The organism is Marinobacter sp. R17 (genome assembly GCF_003789045.1).
GTDB classification, from domain to species: Bacteria; Pseudomonadota; Gammaproteobacteria; order Pseudomonadales; family Oleiphilaceae; genus Marinobacter_A; species Marinobacter_A mangrovi.
Genome location: NZ_RHGZ01000011.1, coordinates 1 through 18579, shown reverse-complemented (window position 1 = coordinate 18579; position 18579 = coordinate 1). Strand labels below are relative to the sequence as shown.

The following is an 18579-nucleotide window of genomic DNA, read 5'->3' as shown; positions in this document are numbered from 1 at the left end:
ATGCTGTAAGCGAGCTGGCGTTCTGTCACGCCAGCTCGCAGGGACTCAACCGCGACGGGCGCGACGCAGTCCCAGGCCCAGCAGACCCAGCCCCAACAGGGCGACGGAGGACGGCTCGGGGACGGACGCCGCATCGTCCGGGTTGGAAGCGCTGTCGACACCGTCCAGCCAAAGGCTCCAGTTCGGCCCCATGCCCTCGTGACTGGCGGGCTGATCCCATTCGGCCAGGGGAATCGGATCCAGGCCGTCGTATGCGAACCCGTCGGACAGCATGTTGCCTTGCGCCGCGTTGTTGTAGGTGGCGATGGTAAAGATGTAATTCCCCGCCGCCAGGCTGCTCAGTGAAAACCCTGAGTCATAGCTGGTCTGGGTCGACGGATTGATGCCACTGTTGTCGTCGTTTTCATCAATCAGTGACCCGTCTGCATTCCAGAGTGCCGTGATCGGATCAAAGTTGGTTCCCCCCTGATACGAATCCGTCCAGATGCGCACGTCGTCCGCGTCGTTATCCAGGGTGAAGTAGGTGTAGACGACATCGTTGTGGTACTCGATGTTACCGGTGAAGTGAATCGTTGCGGCGCCGGCATTCGCCGCCATCAGGCATCCAGCCAACAACACTGCTCCCGTCTTCATAACAACTCCTTATCGTTAGAATCCTGTCCATATCCATGGGCCCATCCGGGCCGACGCCGACAGCAGCAAGATGCGATCCACAAACGGAATTCATGCCCTAAATCAGTCGCTTTAGGTGAAAAAATCACTGAATATTCAGAAGCATGAACAAGATGTGTGAATTTTTTCGACACATACTCATGATGATCGACCTACTCCCATCGTCGCCTTCCCGGTAACACTGCTTTGGCCTAAGGTCATCACAGGACCGTCATAAAACCCGTTGAGGAACATTGCCTTGCACCCGTCACTTGGCCGTCTCGATTTGCACCCGCTGCGCGATGAGCTCTACAACGAGCTGCATTCACGGCCGTTCCAGGTGTTGTCCTGTCCGGCCCGGGTAACTCATATCGCGCTGCTAACCACACCGGGCCAGCGTCGCGAACAGTTCCGACACCTGCAGCACCTGCACCGCCTGTTGGGGTTCGAGGCGCCCGTCCATGAAGTCAGCTGCTACGAGAAGGATTTCGGCACCCTGCGCATCCGGCGGGAAATGCACTTTGAATTTGCCTCCTACACCTTCACCAGTCGGGCCGATCCCGAGGCCGATCCGTTTACGTCGACCGGCATCACCCATCTGCCCAAAGGCTGGCTGGAACAATTACAGGGAACCGTTGTTGCGGCGTTTCACCTGGACGTGCAGCAGGTGGCCGGCGGCCCGGACGTCGACCTGGCGCGGGTGCGGCCGTGGTTCGAAGAGCTGCGGCTGGTGGGCAGCAGCCCGCAGGAAGGTGCGGCCCGGATCTGGGGGACGTTCCGGCTACACAGCGATGGCTTCGGCCGTTTCATGATTCTCAACCACCACATGTCCGACAGCCAGCTGGGGCGGCTGACCCAACGGGTCATGGAAATCGAGACTTATCGGTTGATGGCGCTCCTGGCGCTGCCCCTGGCCCGGGACATCTCGCCCGGCCTGGCGGATATGGATCAGACCCTGGCGGCCATCACCCAGACACTGGCCGACAACGCGGACGTGGACGAACCGGCGATTCTGGCCCGACTGACCGACATCGCCGCCCGCATCGAGGCCTTCCGCGCCCGTTCCACGTTCCGGTTTACGGCAACACGGGCCTATCACCAGTTGGTGCTGTCCCGACTCGCCGCCCTGCGGGAAGACGAGTTGAGCGGCCACCTGACCCTCACCGAATTCATGACGCGGCGCCTGACCCCGGCGGTGGAGACCTGCCAGTCCGTGGGCGACCGGTTGGAGGATCTGTCTCGTCGTGTCGATCGGGCGTCAGAGATGATGCGGACCCGGGTCGAGCTGGCCATCCAGAGCCAGAACCAGGAACTGCTGAGCTCCATGGACCGGCGTTCGAAAATCCAGTTGATGATGCAGCACACGGTGGAAGGGCTGTCGGTGGTGGCGATCAGCTACTACCTGATCGGCCTGTTGAAGCTGGGCCTGGATGCGGCCTACGACAACGGCTGGACGTTCAACAAATCGCTGGTGCTGGGAATCGCCATACCGGTTGTACTGGGCGGTGTCTTCCTGGGGGTTCGGCGGATCCATCACCGTTTCCTGAAGATGGCCCGTCAGCAGTGATCAGTCATCCAGGCAGCGCTCGACCTGCTCCAGGTCCAGATTGGCGCCGGTCAGCACCAACACGGTATCGCCGGCAACCGACGGCAGACGATGCTCGATCAAAGCCGCCAGGCCAACGGCGGCCCCCGGCTCCACCATCAGGTGGCCGCAGGAGAGCAGGTATCGCGTCGCCTGTCGGATCGACGCCTCGCTGACCGTCAGGATGTCGTTCACCACCTGCCGGCTCGCGGCGTAGGTGTTCTCGCCCACCACCGCCGGCGCCAGGCTCGCCGCCCAGGTGTCGACCTGATCCAGTGCGGCGGCGGCATCCTGGCAATCCCAGGCATGGCGCATGGTCGGCGCACCCGCCGGCTCCACACCGATCAACTCAATCTCTGGCCGGGCCGCTTTCAACGCCAAACCCAACCCGGAAATCAGCCCGCCGCCGCCGATCGGGCACAGCACGCGCTTCATGTCCGGACACTGACGCAGCAGCTCCAGACCCACGGTGCCCTGCCCGGCCATCACGCGCGGATCGTTATAGGGGTGGACCAGCGTCAGCCCGGACTCGTCGCGCAGGCGATGGCAATGAGACACCGCCTCCTGGATCGTGCCCTGGACAATCACCGTCGCCCCCAGCGCTTCCGTACCGCGGACCTTCAGCGGGCTGGAGCCTTCGGGCATCACTACCGTCACAGGTACCTCACGCTTCGCCGCGGCCCAGGCCAGTGCGAGAGCGTGGTTGCCGGCGGAGACCGTCACCAGCCCCCGTCGCAACTCTTTCGGTTCGGCCGTTAGAACCCAGTTGAGGGCACCGCGAGCCTTGAAGCTGCCGGTTCGCTGCAGGGTTTCCAGTTTGAGGTGGAGCGGCGCGCCCATCACGGCGTCCAGGTCGGGCACCCGGAGCAGGGGCGTTTCGGACAGGTAAGGCCGGATACGGGCTTCGGCATCGTGGATGGCCTGCGCATCCGGTATCGGGGCCTGAGTCATGTGGGCCCTCCGGAATCGTGCACACCTCCAGAGTGAACGCTCGGCAGGCGGGTATCAAGCCGCCGCTTCCGCCTTCACGCGGTCGGCCGGCGGGACGGTCAGCATCAGCAGGAAACCGATCAACAGGAAAGCCAGGATCGTCGCCATACCCCAGCGTTGACTGCCCGTTGCAGCGGTCACCGCGCCCACCAGCAGCGGCCCGGCGAACGCCGTCGCCTTGCCGGAGAAGGCAAACAGGCCAAACATTTCCGTCTGCAGATGTTCCGGCGCGATGCGCGCCAGGAACGAGCGGCTGGCGGATTGCAGCGGCCCCACAAAAATCCCCAGAATCATCCCCCAGGTCCAGAAGCCGGCCACGGACTCCACCACCAGGATCGCCAGCGCGCTGGCCCCCAGGCCCACCAGGGACAGCAGCACGGTGTTGCGCCCGCCAATGGCATCGTCGACCCAGGCAAAGCCCACGGCGCCCAGCCCGGCGGTGATGTTCAGGGCGATGGCGAACTGCAGAACCTCGGTCTGCTCCATCCCGAAGGTGCCCGCGGCATAGACGCCGCCAAACGTGAAGACCGTCGCCAGGCCGTCGGTATAGATCATGCGCGCGATCAGAAAACGCAGGATGTGCCGGTACTGGCGCACGTGCCGGATGGACTCGGCAATCTGGCGCAGCCCCGCGCGCACGGCCTGACCCGCCGGTATTCCGGTCGGCGGACGATCCGGTGTGAGGAAGAAAATCGGCAGTGAAAACACCAGATACCAGATCGCGACCAACACGAACGTAGCCCGGACCGGCTCCGCCTGCGTTGCGTCCAGCCCCAGCCAGGCCCCTTCCGGCTCGATGAAGGCGTAAAGGGCCACCACCAGACTGAGCACGCCGCCCACATAACCCAGGCCCCAGCCCCAACCGGACCAGCGCCCGACATGATCCGGCGACGCCAGTTCGGGCAGCATGGCGTTATAGAAAATGAAGGCAAACTCGGCGCCGAGGACACCCAGGCCCACCCAGATCGCCGCCGGCCAGAACTGATCGGCACTCGGAGTGATGAACCAGAGCATACCGCTGGCGAACACACACAGCAGGGTAAACGTCACCAGCCAGGGTTTGAGCCGGCCGGACTGGTCCGCAATGGCCCCGAGAATCGGCGCCAGGACCGCTATAAACAGGCCGGAAATCCCTATGATGTTGCCCCATGCCTCGGTGCCGGCCACATCGTCCTGAACCACGGACTGACTGAAATAACGGGCAAACACGAAGGTGAGGATAATGGTAAAGAAGGCGCTGTTGGCCCAATCGTAGAAGGCCCAGGACCAGAGGGCGCGCCGACTCCCGGCGGTGGGTACTGCAGTCGGACTGGCTTCGGATGGCATCGCAATTCCCTGGCGGTGCGTCGATTATCAAAAGGTTTTCAGGAGATTAGCACTGGCCGATACCCCCGGCCAGTTACCGTCTGGTTACGGCGTAATCACGGCCTTTCACTTTGGCCGGCGTCGGCTAAATTTAAAATGCGGTATTAGGCCAGATGGGACACTTGGCTTCGCGGTCACTCGGCTGCCTGGTGGACGCCCCGTCGCGGATACCCGCCCGTTGCAGCCGGTTTGCGGACTGTCAGAACAGTCCAGCGACTGCTACGGGAGCAATACCATGAGCAAACTTTCCGAAATCGAGGGCATCGGCGAGACCTACGCCGGCAAGCTGGAACGGGTCGATATCCATTCCCTGACCGATCTGCTGAAGACCTGCGGCGATCCCAGGGGGCGCCGGGCCACCGCCGAGCAAACCGGCATCAGCGAAAAACTTATCCTGGGCTGGGTGAACCGGGCGGACCTGGCGCGGATCAACGGCATCAGCACCCAGTATGCCGACCTTCTCGAATACGCCGGTGTCGATACCGTCCCGGAACTGGCCCAGCGCAAGGCCGACAACCTGCACGCCAAGATGGCCGAGGTGAACGAAGAACGGAATCTGGTCCGCCAACTGCCCGGAATGAGTCAGGTGGAAGACTGGGTTAAACAGGCCAAGGCGCTACCGCGGGCCGTCCACCACTGAACATGTGTTGAGCCGGAGTCTGGAGCCGTTGGGCTACCGGGCCCCGGCTTCCTTTTGACTGACCGTTTCCACCGCCTTGCTGCCGTCGTAAGCGAGGCAATGCCCGTACTCCTCCCAGGCCGGCTCGTGATTGGGGCTGTCCACAAAGGTATCGCCCCGGGATACGTTTGGAGGCGATGGGAAATCCAGACAGTTCGCCGCCTTGTCCACCGCCACCTGGTAGCCGAAGCGGTTGTGCTCGAAGCGGTTATCCACAAACGTGTTGTCCCGGCTGAAACTGTTGTCCCAGCACAGCACCGGATCGCGATCGCGAACCGAACAGGTCAGGAACACCCCGGCCCCGGCATTGGTCCGGATCATGTTCTTCTCAAACCGGTTGTGCTCGGCATCCGCCAGATAGAGGCCGTGGGAGCCGTTGTTGGCAATCACATTGTTGCGGATCTCACTGCCTTCCATAAATTCCACAGTAATCCCGGCTGCCGTGTTGTTCTCGATGGTGTTGCCGATAATCCGCGTCGGCCCGGCCCGGTTGAGGGAGATGCCGTCCCATTCCGCGCCGCTGACGTGGTTGTTTTCCATCAGCACGTCCTTGCTGTGGTATTCCGTCAGCAGGCACGCGCTGCGGCAGTCATTCAGTTCGAGGTTACGCAGCGTGATCTGCTCACCGCGACGGACAATCAGGCCACTGTTGCTCAGGTATGGCAGGTCCGGCCGGAATTCACTGTCGCTGTGGCCGCCGCCGTGAATGCCCAGGCCTTCGACGATTACCTGACGAATCGGGCGCTGGGGTTCCTGGTGATGGGCATCGCCCAGGACCAGCACCGGACTGGAGACCCCGGAGGCCATCTGCAGGATCGTCTTGTCGGGACCGGCCCCGCGAAGCGTCAGGTTGTTGCGATTTAGGACCACCATGTCCTTCAGGTGAAACGTGCCCGCATCGAGACAGACGATTTGGTGACTGCCGTTTTCCGGCAGGCCGTCCAGGGCGACCTGGAGATCCTCGCCCGTCGTCACTCTGCGGCTGCACGCGTTTCGGCTGTCGGCCCAAGCCATTGAATTCAAGACGAACAGGCCCAGCAGGATCAAAACAAACCGTTGGCCTGTCTTTCTGATTGCGCCAGCATCCGCCATCGCGGCACACTCCTTTGATTGCTGATCGGGATTCCCCGGTTCCGACACGATCGAAGCCGGGCAAGAGCCTGATACTCTGTCGGATTTTCGATCAACGCGCCATTAACGAATCGTCAAGGAGTGGTCATGCTGCCGGATCTCAGCGCCGAGTGGGCCGATCTCACGCCCAAGGATGCGATTGCTTTGCAGCGGTCGCTGCGTGCCCGAGTCACCACGGACGACGACCTCCCCGAGGTCCGGACCGTGGCGGGCGTGGATGTGGGGTTTGAGGACCATGGCCAGACGGCACGGGCGGCCATCGTCGTGCTGGATCGGGAAGACCTGACGCCGGTCGATTACGCGCTGGCCCGATTGCCGACGCGGTTTCCCTACGTGCCGGGCCTGCTCTCCTTCCGGGAGTGCCCGGTCATTCTGGACGCGTTAAGGCAGTTGAAGACCATGCCCGATCTGCTGCTCTGCGACGGCCAGGGCATCGCCCATCCCAGACGGCTCGGCATCGCCACCCACATCGGCCTGCTCACCGGATTACCCAGCATCGGCGTCGGCAAAAGCCGCCTGACCGGCACCCACGGCACCGTGCCCGACACCAAAGGCGAATGGACGCCACTGGTCGATGGCGACGAGACCATCGGCGCGGTCCTGCGCACTCGCTCGGGTGTGAAGCCGCTCTTCATCTCATCCGGCCACCGCATCAGCCTGCCCACCGCCATCGACCACGTCATGGCCTGCATTACCCGATACCGGCTCCCGGAAACCACCCGCTGGGCGGATGGCCTGGCCTCAAACCGCGGCCAGCAATGGCTTAAAACCCTGGAAGGACTCAAATAAAGCAAAACGCAGGATGCCGGTGAACCCAGCGAACCGCATCGGGCCCCGTCTCCTATTCCGCCACCGGCTCCTCATCCCGAACCCGCATAAAACTGGCGAACCGCGGCAACCCGGTCGACGTCAGGCCATAGTATTTGTAGGTCACCGTCGCCCCGATCGCCGGAGGAACCGCACGCTGCTCATCACTGAACCCGCTACCCAGCTTGAACCGGCGGCCATCGGAACGCTCCACCACCAGCGCGCCCAGCATGCCCTCGTATTTCCCCTGCCCCGGCGAATAGCCCACCACCGTGGCCTCGGCATCCTGATACCGCTTCACCTTCAGCAAATCGTCCGAGCGGCCGGCTTCATACAGGGCGCCGCCCCGATGCAGCATCAGCCCTTCACCACCCTCATCAACCACTTCGTCCAGACGCGCCATCAACGCCTCCCGCGTGGTTGCCGGCGTCTGTTCGATCATAACGAGGTAGGGTGATGGCGAAGGCTTGAGCAGCGACCGCATGCGAGCCACCCGCTCCGAAAACGGGCGATCGCTCCCGGGCAGATCAAAAATCTCGTAATGCACCTGCCGCCACTCGCTGTCCACCGGCTCCAGCTTGCGTACCACCCCGGACAACTCGGAAAAGGTCCCGCGTCCCATCCACAGCTCGCCATCCAGAGGTACCTCCGGAAAATCCCGGGTAAACCAGGTCGGCGGATGAAACGCATGACCCTGACGCGAAATCAGGTGCTCACCGTCCCAGTAGGCCCGCACACCGTCGAGTTTTTCGCTGACCCAGTAGCCTTTGAGGGCATCGCCCTTTTCGTAGACCTGGGCGAGGGTGAGTTGCGGTTTTTCGGCGTGGAGGTCGGAAGCGGGGAATAGCAGGGCAAGGCCAAACAGAATTGGCAGCCAGCGCTGGTACAGCGGGGTGGGCATTTCACGGTCCTTGTGGTGAATTAAGGATTTGCTTGCATTTCAGCTTCCCTTCCCTGGGAAACCACTCAACGTTGAACTGTGTACTGGCTAGTAGCTCGCGTAAACCGTCTTCTCGGCCATGATGTTTGGCCGACCCAGGGTGCTTAGCGCTCGGACCCTGTTGTGCATCTCCCGTTCACAGGCCTTGAAGGTATCGTCGTCCATATCGCGCCAGTAGCGTTCCGGGCGATTGGTTTGCCGGTCGTGCTCGGCCGTGACCGGGTCCAGGTGGCGGTGGGCTTCCCAGATCGGGATATCGGGCAAGGGCTGGGTCACGTCCATGTAGTTCTGGACGAAGTCCCAAAGGGCGTAGCAGGGCTCAGGCATGCTGGTAGCTCCACCGACAGCCCCCACACCTGCTTCGCACTTGCTGTAACGATGGAACAGATGGAGGCGATTCAGAACCCCAGCCCGGTCACCACGGGTACTGACCCAGGCGTCAAATTCGACAAAAGGCGCTTTAAAGACTTTTGGCTCGCCACGGGGAATGAAAGGGAATTTCGGAGGGTAAGTCCAAACCGTGACCATACCATTGCGGCGGTTAAGCTCCCACAAAGGGCCTTTTCCGGCTTTTAGAAACCAACCTAAGAAAAGTTTCCCCATGATCCATGAAACTAACCAAGTTCCCGCCGGGATTCCTATGAATACAGCAAAAAAAAACCAGTCATCAACAACGCTCTGCCAGTAATCACGATCTGATGTAGCAAACGACATGACAACTAACGTCAGGGCTAGCAATGGGCCGAATACGAGCGTTATAAACTTGGATATTATTTCAGCCAGATTTAAAACCTGAAAACGCTTGGCGAGCGGAGCATATCGAAAACACTCATGATCCATCTGCCCCTGATAGCCAGTTCCCTCCAGGGGATCCCCATATTTTTCATGCCTACGCAGTAGTTTTGGAGGGGCCTTCGCGAAAATAGTAATGGGAACAACCGGTTCCGTATGCCCCCACGGCAAGCGCGCGGTGCCAAAACGCTCCAGCGCGGATTGGTTGTGGTCCTCATGTTGGGGTGATTGCGCCGGTATCCGATCCGGTCGATAGGCAGTATCGGCATAATAACCAGTTGTCTGCCTCGGCATTTCTACAACACTATCCACGTTGAACCACCTTTTCATCAAACCAGAAAACCCTGTTCGTTTCAGAGAAATCCGGCTTGGTGTGTTCTTCATTGTTTCTATCGTACGTTAATGAAGAGTCCGGCAAGGGCGCAGGGAAAACCATCAGGTCGTCCTTCCTGCCAATGCGGATCTGGACACGGGCGCTCCACGAGTACTTCACGATCTCCCGACTGACCACGTTTCCGAACAGGCCCTTTTGCTCCTCCATATGGACCCCGGGCGCTTCCAGATAAAAAAGGTACCCATTGTCGGTTGGCTCGCTGTATAGAATGCTTTCCCTGGTTCTTGGAATATCCAGCGGAAATAGTCGCCAGAGCTTGACCATACCCGGCCCCAAATTGACCGGCGACCGCATTTCCACCATGCGCGGGTGAGATTCGACCACCAGCGGATCCTGATTCTCGAACAACTTGAGTGCTAGTAGCTCGCGTAAACCGTCTTCTCGGCCATGATGTTTGGCCGACCCAGGGTGCTTAGCGCTCGGACCCTGTTGTGCATCTCCCGTTCACAGGCCTTGAAGGTATCGTCGTCCATATCGCGCCAGTAGCGTTCCGGGCGATTGGTTTGCCGGTCGTGCTCGGCCGTGACCGGGTCCAGGTGGCGGTAGGCTTCCCAGATCGGGATGTCGGACAAGGGCTGGGTCACGTCCATGTAGTTTTGTACGAAGTCCCAAAGGGCGTAGCAGGGCTCAGGCATACTGGTCGCTCCACCGACAGCCCCCACACCTGCTTCGCACTTACTGTAACGGTGGAACAGATGCAGACGATTCAGGACCCCGGCCCGGTCGCCACGAATGCTGACCCAAGCGTCAAACTCCACGAACGGCGCCTTGAAGATCTTTGGCTTGCCACGGGGGATGAATGGGAATTTAGAGGGGTAGGTCCATACGGTGACCATGCCGGTGCGGCGATTCAGCTCCCATAAAGGACCTTTTCCCGCCTTCAAAAACCACTTCAAAAAAAACTTAATCAAAATTTTTGAAATTAACCAGATTCCAATTGGAATACCAAACACTAAAACTGCCGATACCCATTCATCATTTATCAAACTCTGCCAATAGTTTTTTTTATATGTAAAAAATGATCCAATAATCAACCCTAATACCATCAAAGGACCGAATATGAGGATCAGAAACCTAGTGAAAATTTCTGTTAGATTTAGAATCTGAAAACGCTTGGCTAATGGTGCATATCGAAAGCACTCATGGTCCATTCGTCCCTGATAACCGGTACCTTCCAACGGATCCCCATGCTTTTCATACCGACGTAGTAGGCTTGGCGGCGCCTGAGAGAATAGGGTCGAAGGAATAACAGCCTCGGTGTGCCCCCATGGCAACCGCGTTGTGCCAAAGCGTCCCAAAGCGGATTGGTTATGGTCCTCATGTTGGGGAGGTTGCTCCGGTATCTGATCCGGTCGATAGGCGGTATCGGCATAAGACCCAGTTGTCTGCCTCGGTATTTCTACAACACTATCCACGTTGAACCACCTTTTCATCGAACCAGAAAACCCTGTCCGTTTCGGAGAAATCCGGCTTGGTGTGTTCTTCATTGTTTTTATCGTACGTCAATGAAGAGTCCGGTAGAGGCGCTGGGAAAACCATCAGGTCGTCCTTCTTGCCAATGCGGATCTGGACACGGGCGCTCCATGAGTACTTCACGATCTCCCGACTGACCACGTTTCCGAACATGCCCTTTTGCCCCTGGTGATCTGCTCCCGGATACTGCAGCGAGGGAATGTCCAGCTTAGCCGGTGCCTTGCAAGATCGCTTTTCGAATTCGTCCAAGCTCAAGACAAAAGGCGCGGGAACAAGCCGTAGAGTCAGAGACCGAACTTCGGGTCGTAGTAAATGATCGGCTCGTCGACCAGAAGATCACCCACCATGGATTTGGCTTGGATCAAAGAATCACTGGAAATTTTATCTTTATAAAAATCGGCAAAATCATTCGCTACGTCTGAATCTGTTTTTTGTTTCAGCTCCAAGAACAGAGCGTATCCTTTAGCTTCATCTTTGCTTGGTATCTTAAACTTTCCTTCAGGGCCTTTTATCAGGGCCGCCGCATACTCGTAGATACCACGTATATAATTTGTATTGCTTGCCCTTTCGAGCCAGTTCCAAGCACCTTTCAGATCGCCCTGATCTTTAAGCAACAAGGCAAGCTCGACCATGGCTCTCGGAAAACCGCCTTCTGCAGACTTTCGCATCCATTTAATCGAGTCTTCTATTCGACCGTCTTCAGTCCAATAGAACCCTTTTCCTTTCTCTATTAAGTACGACAGCCAGTACTGGGCAAATAGATGTCCATTAGATGCAGCCTTGTTCAGCCAGCCCCAAGCTTCGTCGTCGTCGCCCATTACACTGTATATTACATACAGATCATTCATTGAATCGATATTGCCAGATTTTGCTTTTGGCAATGCTATATTCAATGCTTTTTGGAACCACTCGTCCTTATCGATATCGCAGTCACCGAGCCCTGCACAAATATCAGCATTGGCCAAGCGAACCATCGCATACACATCACCACCAGCGGCCGCCTGTCGATACCATTTTTCGGCTTCTTTCGTCATGAAGGTATGAGAGAGCCGTTCCAGTTCGCCGACATAATAAGCAGCCTCAGGCTCACCTGCCTTTGCGGCCCGCTCAAATATTTCGCGAGCAGCGCCATAGTGCCGTTGCTGATAGAGAATGTAACCTTTTTCGTAAAGCGCTTCGCCATCGGTTTCCTTTGCTGCTGCATTTGCTCCGAATGCAACCACCGCTAGCAGAATCGTTAACCATAAGGCTCTCATCATTTCATTCACTACTATCTATCAATATCGACGGCCAGAAGCTTTGTAGGCCCTCTATAGTCTCGGACGATTCACACAATGGAATGCCCGGTCTGACAATCAATTTCTGGGCGATGTTCGAATTCGTTGGGACTCCCGATGATTAGGAGTGGATTAGGCTGACTGTAATGAAACCATTAGTGCTTCCATACCTAACTCATCACTTCCAAAAAAACTTGTCAGAGTCCAAATTTCGGATCGTAGTAAAGAATCGGCTTATCTGTGAGTAAATCCTTTGCGCGTGCTTCTGCCGCATCCAAAAAGTCAGCCGATAACTTTTCCCTACCCCGCTGCAGCATGCCTTTTAGGGAGTTGTCGTTCGTTTCTCTGTAGAGGGCGATTATAGTTGCAAAACCCTCAACCTTTCGATCATCGGAAAACTTATACATTCCTTCTGAACCGAAATATAGAGAATACCCGTAATTAAAAATACCAACGTAATAATCTGTCTTCCCTGCCTGCTCAACCCAGTAGCGGGCTTTCTCGAGATTGTCTTGATCCTTATACAAATATGAAAGGTCAACCATTGCTTTAGGGAAGCCTGCTTCGGCTGATTGTCGCATCCATTTAATGGCGTCCTCCATTCGCCCATCATCAGTCCAATAGAATGAATAGCCATTCTTTATAAGATGAGAAACCCAGTATTGAGAAGAAGCATTACCATGCTCCGCTGCTTTCTTTAACCAGTACCAAGCATTATCCTCATCTCCCATCTTGCCATAAACGGAGTAGAGCGCATCCATAGCAGCAACATCCCCAGACTTCGCTTTAGGCAATGCTATATCCAATGCTTTTTGGAACCACTCGTCCTTATCGATATCGCAGTCACCGAGCCCTGCACATATATCAGCATCGGCCAAGCGAACCATCGCATAAACATCACCACCAGCGGCCGCCTGTCGATACCATTGCTCGGATTTTTGCGTCATAAAGGTATGAGAAAGCCTCTCTAACTCGCCTAAGTAATACGCAGCTTCTGCACAGCCTTTACTCGCAGCCTGCTTGAGCTTGCTTGTTGCATCACGATATTTATGCTGCTGGTAATCACTAATCCCATCCTTACACAGCGACGAGGAGTCAGAATTTATCGATTCAGAAATCGCGCTTCCGGAAGTCAGCCCTAACGTAACAATCAATACAACTCTGAAAATATTTATCATACACAATCAAATCCGCATCATTTAATATGGTAAGCGAGCTTTTGGCGAATGGCTCTGTAGTCTTGGTTGCTTCGTGCACTCTCAGGAGTGTTTCCGCCTTGCATAAACTGGTCTAGTTTCCCAAGGCTTTCGCGGACCATTTCACCCACATCCTCCGTAGGCTTGGTGCCCTGCATGTTCATGCGCTTGAGCGACTTCTCGAACTGCTTCTGAATGGTATTCGGCTTTGCTTGCCGGTACGACTCCGGTTTCGTCTGCTCTGCGTCTTTCATCCACGTCAGGCAATTCACGATGGCCTCTTGCTGCATTTGCAACACCTCAGTTTCCGATTTTCTCTGACCATCCGGTGTGTCGATGGCTTCCGGTTCAGACACAAGGTGATTCAACAACGGCCCAATCGCCTCCGGCTGCAGTCGTTGGAACCACGCTCGGTACTCATCGTCCGATAGCCCCTGGCTACCATTTCCGCCCGTCAGGCGCCAGGCCACCAGGCCCGCTCGCTCACTGGCGTTGAGCTTGCGGAATGCCGTCTCCACAAAGTCGTAGCCCCGCATCGCCAGGAAGGTCAGGCTCAAGCCGGTCGTCAGGAACAGGTAGGCCAGCCAGCTCAGGTATTCGAAGGCTTCCGGGTCGATCCAGGCCACGTAGCTGTAACCGTTGTCCTGCAGTTCGTCCTGCAACAGTCGTATCCAGTACGGAATCGTGTCCAGCGCCAGCTCGAAGCCCAGCGAACACTTGCCTCCAAATCCGGCGGTAACGCCTCCGCCGACCTTGAGCGCTATGCGACGCTTTTTCAGCGTCAACATAAACTCCCGGTTGGCACCCACACCGTATCGACCCACCAACTCAGCGTTGAGCAAGCCCACCGACAGCCACTCTGGCGGGGCTTTACCCAGGTTCCGGTAGGTTTCGGTGCGCCGCAGCGACTCGGGCATGGCCCACAACAGTTCGGTTTGGGCGAAGACTCCCGCCTCGCCTCCGGCAAAGGCGTCCAACTGGGCGCCCTGCACCGTGTGCACCTTGTTCTTCTGGCCCGATCCGTTCGGGTTGTCGTCTGCGCCTTGCTCTTCTTTGCTTTCAACGCCCGTAATCGCAATGCCTTTGCCCTGTACCGCCTCGACACCAATTGAACGGGACAGAGCGATGCGCGCCCCGATGAAGCCCCAGCACTTGGCGGTCACCGAGCAGACGAAGCGCCCGATGTCCAGCGTTTGCGCCCCGTTCTCGGTGTGGTATTCGATCTGGATCGGCTCGGCCTTCTCCGGTTTCGGGTACTTGACGTCCAGCAGATCGATCTGTCCTTGGCGAAACGCCAGGTTCGTGCCGATCTTGGCTTCCGCAACCTGGTAACCCACCTTGTGCTCACCCTTTTTGGGCTCGCTCGATCCTTTTACTGACGAATCCGGACCGCTCAGGCTATCCAGCATTTCGATCCTGGAATCCTCGGAGAGCGACTCACCCAAATCCCCCGGAACACCGCTGAGCACAAGGCGCATGAACTGTGAGGTGTAGCTTTCGTCCAACAGGGTAATGTGGCGCTTGGCGCTCTTGTCGAACAGGATACCGCGCAACGATTCGCCCCACTGTCGACGGGCTTCGGCATCCTGTAACGCGTCGACCCGCTCACCGGCAATCGACTCGAAGAATGCCTCGGGTTCAAACAGGCCGTGCTGATCGAACCAGGTGGCCTGGATCGACAAGGGCTTACAGCCCAGATCCGTCAGGAGAGTTTCCAGAAGCTTGTCGTCGCCAGGCTTTTGCGCCGCTTTCATGGCCGCGGCGATCGCTTTGGGCGGCTGGTCGCTGTAATGCGGGTGGTCCTGCAGTAAGTGTTCCTGCAGGTGCTTCCCGGCGCCGCCCAGGTCCAGAATTGAGAAGTGCTGGAGCGTGTCTCCTCCGACCTCCGAATATTCGCGCAACGGGATGCCCGGCTTGACGAGTGATTTGTAGGGGCGCTGTTCGAACTCGTTCGGGTTCCAGACAAACAGGCGGGGAGGATCAAGCCGCTCGGCGGTTTCTTTCGCCTGGCGACGCAGTTCGTTCTGATCGTCGTGGCATTTGTCGATATCGGCCTGATACTTATAAAGCGCGGCCTTAGGCACTGGGCCCGCATCGGCCAGTACCTCAAGCCAATCCTCGGCTTCTTCCTCCAACTTTTCCGTAATCCTTTGAACCTCGAAGTCGAGGCGTCGATGGTCGGCCAGTTTCAGGACACCTCGTTCTACCGATTCCTGACCGTTGGCCAAAGCGTATTCCGGCATGGCGACGCCCCTGTTCGCCAGCGCCAAAACGCTCTCGAGGTAAGGCTGGATATCGCCAATCATCTGATTCCACTCGGTCAGGTACTCCTCGACCCGGTCGATATTCAGATCGCTTTTTCCCGCCTCGTAATCCTGCAACTCTAGATTCAACCGGCATCTTTTCAGGAAAATATCGGTTTGGTCGTAATCCTCCATTTTTTCGGACTCGTACGCTTGGCGAGCTTTTGAGTACTGTTGCATCAATTCATGCAACTCAACCTGCTCGTCCGAGAAAAGCTGACCCTCTATGAGATTAAAGCCTGCCGTCTTCGCCGCATTTTCACCACGCTCGCGCAACTCGTCGATGGTCGCCTGACGCTCGTCGATGGCTTCGTTCAGTTGGTGTATTTCCTGTCGTTTTCCTAAATACCAGGATCTCCATTCAGCACCTGCCTGCTGCAATTCAAAGCTGAATCTTTCACCATGATCCAGCGCTTCCATTCTTTTCTTGTGCTCAATGCGCGCCTGATCTATCTCGTCGTCAATCTCCTGAATCGACTCTTGGTCAGCCGCATTGGCTCCGAGCAATTCTTCCCATCGCTTCTGATCATTTGCCGGGAGGAAACTTTTGGCCGTTGGTGGCACGAATAGATCCGACAACCCAATGTCTTTGAGGGCATCAATACGGTCGCTGGCTTTTTCCTTGGCAACAGCCCCCTTAAGCTTGGCGGCACTGCTCGAGATGGCGTCTTTGGCCTCCTGGGTCAGTAACCAGAAACGCTGATGCCCGGTGACGTAGATCGCCGAGACGAACGTCTCCTGCTGGCACTGCGTTGCTCCGGAAGCGCAAGAGGACTGGTCATCCGCTTCGAATTTAGATTCCGGCAAAGAGGGCGATTCTGCATTGATAGCGTTCGCCGCTGCTTCGTCTTGTGCATCCACATTGCTGTCAATCCGTTCGTACTGCGACATCGTTTTCTCCCAAACGCCATCCATGGCCCAAACCATTCACCGCTGATCGATAGAGATCTTGAAGCCCCTCGTCCAACGAAGGTAATGATCTATGCGCTTTCGTGTTCCAGTTGATTGAGAATGTCTTTAGCATCCAAACCGGTTTTCTGAAGCCTTTCCCAGCCCTCAGACTGCTCCAGGGGGCCCTTGGCAGCAATCGCCATACGGATCCAGCGTTCGAGGTCCCGGTAGCGCTCAATACCATTCGCGGCAGCTACACGCACCTGTGTCTTCACAAAGCCCAATGAATCCGATGCAGGGATGTAGTCCCGATAGTGCGTATGCAGCCCTTCCGCGACGCGATCCCTCTTGCGCACTTCCAGCTCGCGCAGTTGGCCCTCACTGATGACCGGGGGAGCTCTTTGATCTTGTTCCGGGCGTTGCACTCCATTTGGCAACAATTGCATCTGCCATCCGCCGTCGTTAAACCAGAACCACTGCTGGCTGGAACCCATGAGGTGGACAATCTGGTGCTCCTCCAGCACTTGAAACAGTGCGTCGAGGCTTCGTGGATCGTAAAAGCGAAAAAGTGCATCGCCGTTGGCCACATGAATCGTGAGGTTCATGCGTAGCTGTTCGGTTAGCGTCGTAAGGTCTGCATCGCCGGCTTTCACCAGAACACCAATGGGCTGCCTCTGGGCACGCCCCTGAAACGCCTTGATAAAACCTTCATGCCCACGGCATTGAATCAGGATGGGCCCCACTTGCCAGCTTTCCTCGTGGACAGTTTCAGCGTATAGCGGAGACCAATCCAGGCTCGTCGTCGCTGTCGTCTCGTAGAACCAGGTAAGGAGCGTATCGTCCTGGGCAAGGTCCAGGATGGCGAAATCCGCTCGCTCCAGCGGTGTTTGAGGCACTTTCAGGCTTTCATGAATGGTCATGGAGCAAACACCGGTCCTGCTCGTCGAATTCACAACCTGACACCACAGAGGCCCCTGAACGCGCCGTCCGTTTCAGGGTGCGGCTATCCGGGGAGGCTGCGGACTCGGCAGACGCCCTCGCTCCGGTCGTTGCCAGTTTCGCAGGTTCAACCTTCTCTCCCGTATGCGCTGCCAACACCTGAGGCACCTCCGGCATAGTCACTCCCTGCCCAGACCCACTCCCCGGCGAGCCACCGGCATTAAGGTTAATCGCCGGACCACTCAGGGCGACGCCACCGGGGTCGATCTTGACGAAGCTGCCGCCGCCTTTGAGGGTGATTTCGGCGCCGGCTTCGATGACGGCTTTCTGGCCCGCCTTGATGTGCAGTTCCTGGCCGGATTCGCTGAGCCAGGCGGTGCCGGCTTTGAGGTGGATCGTTCCGGTGACGTCGAAGCTGTGGTCCTGGCCCACCTTCTCTCGCTTCTCCCCATCGATGGTGCTGTGGTCGTTGGCCTTGATGTGGGCGTAGCGATCGTTGTCGACGGTGAGGTGGCTGTCGTGGTGAATCACCTCGGTGCGGTCGTTTTCGGTCAGCAGGTCCAGGTCCTTCTGGGCGTGGACGTAGATCTGTTCCTTGTCCGCCTCGTCCTCGAAGCGCAGTTCGTTGCTGCCCTCGCCCTTGTGGGTCTGGGTCTTTAAGGTCGTGCGGGTCTTGTGCTCCGGCAGCGGGTAGGGCGGCGTGTTGGTGGCGTGGTAGGTGCGCCCGGTGATGATCGGCTGGTCCGGATCGCCATCGAGGAAGGAGACGATGACCTCGTGCCCGATGCGGGGTAACGCCATAAAGCCGTAGCTGCCCCCGGCCCAGCCCTGGCTGACCCGCAGCCAGGCGCTGCTGTGCTCGTCGTTCTTGGCACTCTCTACCTCGCTTGGCCGCAGGCGCCGGTCCCAGGGGAACCTTACCTTGACCCGGCCGTGTTCGTCGCAGTGGATCTCCTCGCCCTGGGGGCCGGTGACGATGGCGATCTGCGGGCCGTCCATGATCGGTCTGGCGGGCGGCTCCGGCCGCCAGGCGGTGTCGCCCGGCACACTCTTGAAGGTGTTGCTGTAGGTGGTGGGCTCGGAACCGCCTTCCTCTTCCAGCGCCTGGGGCTGCTTGCCGGTGTGTTTGACCGTCGTGATCAGCCAGTCCCGGTTGAGGCTGTCGG

Annotated in this window: 16 protein-coding genes and 1 pseudogene; 3 read left to right on the top strand and 14 right to left on the bottom strand. The window is 57.9% G+C overall.

Annotation, left to right across the window (positions count from 1 at the left end):
- Window positions 1-45: 45 nt before the first annotated feature.
- Window positions 46-573, bottom strand: a pseudogene (locus EB809_RS09690) (DVUA0089 family protein); the annotation flags it as partial.
- 337 nt (window positions 574-910) lie between these two features.
- On the opposite strand from EB809_RS09690, the gene EB809_RS09685 reads away from it, so the two are divergent.
- Entirely contained in the window at window positions 911-2218 is a 1308-nt protein-coding gene (locus EB809_RS09685) for a DUF3422 family protein (protein WP_123634616.1), read from the top strand.
- Here the strand turns inward: EB809_RS09685 and EB809_RS09680 are convergent, their stop codons facing one another.
- Both EB809_RS09680 and EB809_RS09675 read right to left on the bottom strand, forming a co-directional pair.
- Window positions 2219-3187, bottom strand: coding sequence for a threonine/serine dehydratase (locus tag EB809_RS09680; RefSeq protein ID WP_123634615.1), 969 nt, complete (start codon window positions 3185-3187; stop codon window positions 2219-2221).
- Window positions 3188-3241: 54 nt separating this feature from the next.
- Window positions 3242-4552 carry an MFS transporter gene (locus EB809_RS09675; protein ID WP_123634614.1) on the bottom strand — a complete coding sequence of 437 codons (1311 nt, stop codon included), beginning with the start codon at window positions 4550-4552 and terminating at the stop codon, window positions 3242-3244.
- 274 nt (window positions 4553-4826) lie between these two features.
- Here EB809_RS09675 and EB809_RS09670 point away from each other — a divergent pair, with 274 nt between their 5' ends.
- Window positions 4827-5231 carry a DUF4332 domain-containing protein gene (locus EB809_RS09670; protein ID WP_123634613.1) on the top strand — a complete coding sequence of 135 codons (405 nt, stop codon included), beginning with the start codon at window positions 4827-4829 and terminating at the stop codon, window positions 5229-5231.
- A 33-nt stretch (window positions 5232-5264) separates the two neighbouring features.
- Here EB809_RS09670 and EB809_RS09665 read toward each other — a convergent pair whose 3' ends face one another.
- Complete coding sequence (locus EB809_RS09665) at window positions 5265-6245, bottom strand: nitrous oxide reductase family maturation protein NosD (protein ID WP_190294864.1); 981 nt, start codon at window positions 6243-6245, stop codon at window positions 5265-5267.
- Between the two features lie 246 nt (window positions 6246-6491).
- On the opposite strand from EB809_RS09665, the gene nfi reads away from it, so the two are divergent.
- Window positions 6492-7190, top strand: a complete 699-nt coding sequence (gene nfi, locus EB809_RS09660) for a deoxyribonuclease V (RefSeq protein WP_411711066.1) — start codon at window positions 6492-6494, stop codon at window positions 7188-7190.
- Between the two features lie 52 nt (window positions 7191-7242).
- Here nfi and EB809_RS09655 read toward each other — a convergent pair whose 3' ends face one another.
- The 10 genes from EB809_RS09655 to EB809_RS09610 all read right to left on the bottom strand — a co-directional run.
- Window positions 7243-8109: a DNA ligase gene (locus tag EB809_RS09655; protein WP_123634610.1), complete on the bottom strand. Its 867-nt coding sequence runs from the start codon at window positions 8107-8109 to the stop codon at window positions 7243-7245.
- Window positions 8110-8196: 87 nt separating this feature from the next.
- Window positions 8197-9252, bottom strand: coding sequence for a hypothetical protein (locus tag EB809_RS09650; RefSeq protein ID WP_148079179.1), 1056 nt, complete (start codon window positions 9250-9252; stop codon window positions 8197-8199).
- Entirely contained in the window at window positions 9245-9682 is a 438-nt protein-coding gene (locus tag EB809_RS09645; RefSeq protein WP_123634608.1) for a hypothetical protein, read from the bottom strand. The genes EB809_RS09650 and EB809_RS09645 overlap by 8 nt, the downstream gene beginning before the upstream one ends.
- 8 nt (window positions 9683-9690) lie before the next feature.
- Window positions 9691-10749 carry a hypothetical protein gene (locus tag EB809_RS09640; RefSeq protein ID WP_123634607.1) on the bottom strand — a complete coding sequence of 353 codons (1059 nt, stop codon included), beginning with the start codon at window positions 10747-10749 and terminating at the stop codon, window positions 9691-9693.
- The gene (locus EB809_RS09635) at window positions 10742-11056 is read right to left on the bottom strand and encodes a hypothetical protein (RefSeq protein WP_123634606.1); all 315 of its coding nucleotides are present in this window, start codon (window positions 11054-11056) and stop codon (window positions 10742-10744) included. Before EB809_RS09635 ends, EB809_RS09640 begins: the two co-directional genes overlap by 8 nt.
- 35 nt (window positions 11057-11091) lie before the next feature.
- Window positions 11092-12075: a tetratricopeptide repeat protein gene (locus EB809_RS09630; RefSeq protein WP_123634605.1), complete on the bottom strand. Its 984-nt coding sequence runs from the start codon at window positions 12073-12075 to the stop codon at window positions 11092-11094.
- A 206-nt stretch (window positions 12076-12281) separates the two neighbouring features.
- Window positions 12282-13262: a tetratricopeptide repeat protein gene (locus EB809_RS09625; protein WP_123634604.1), complete on the bottom strand. Its 981-nt coding sequence runs from the start codon at window positions 13260-13262 to the stop codon at window positions 12282-12284.
- Between the two features lie 17 nt (window positions 13263-13279).
- Window positions 13280-16474 carry a hypothetical protein gene (locus EB809_RS09620; protein ID WP_123634603.1) on the bottom strand — a complete coding sequence of 1065 codons (3195 nt, stop codon included), beginning with the start codon at window positions 16472-16474 and terminating at the stop codon, window positions 13280-13282.
- An 89-nt stretch (window positions 16475-16563) separates the two neighbouring features.
- Window positions 16564-17394, bottom strand: coding sequence for a DUF4123 domain-containing protein (locus EB809_RS09615; RefSeq protein ID WP_123634602.1), 831 nt, complete (start codon window positions 17392-17394; stop codon window positions 16564-16566).
- Window positions 17381-18579, bottom strand: a 1199-nt coding sequence (locus tag EB809_RS09610) for a type VI secretion system Vgr family protein (protein WP_123634601.1), incomplete at its 5' end; no start/stop codon positions are given. The genes EB809_RS09610 and EB809_RS09615, both read right to left, overlap by 14 nt.

Bases quoted from the DNA above. Each gene is read 5' to 3' on its own strand.
- EB809_RS09675 (WP_123634614.1), bottom strand. From the start codon at position 4,552: ATGCCATCCGAAGCCAGTCCGACTGCAGTACCCACCGCCGGGAGTCGG.
- EB809_RS09680 (WP_123634615.1), bottom strand. From the start codon at position 3,187: ATGACTCAGGCCCCGATACCGGATGCGCAGGCCATCCACGATGCCGAA.
- EB809_RS09620 (WP_123634603.1), bottom strand. From the start codon at position 16,474: ATGTCGCAGTACGAACGGATTGACAGCAATGTGGATGCACAAGACGAA.
- EB809_RS09625 (WP_123634604.1), bottom strand. From the start codon at position 13,262: ATGATAAATATTTTCAGAGTTGTATTGATTGTTACGTTAGGGCTGACT.
- EB809_RS09655 (WP_123634610.1), bottom strand. From the start codon at position 8,109: ATGCCCACCCCGCTGTACCAGCGCTGGCTGCCAATTCTGTTTGGCCTT.
- EB809_RS09615 (WP_123634602.1), bottom strand. From the start codon at position 17,394: ATGACCATTCATGAAAGCCTGAAAGTGCCTCAAACACCGCTGGAGCGA.
- EB809_RS09670 (WP_123634613.1), top strand. From the start codon at position 4,827: ATGAGCAAACTTTCCGAAATCGAGGGCATCGGCGAGACCTACGCCGGC.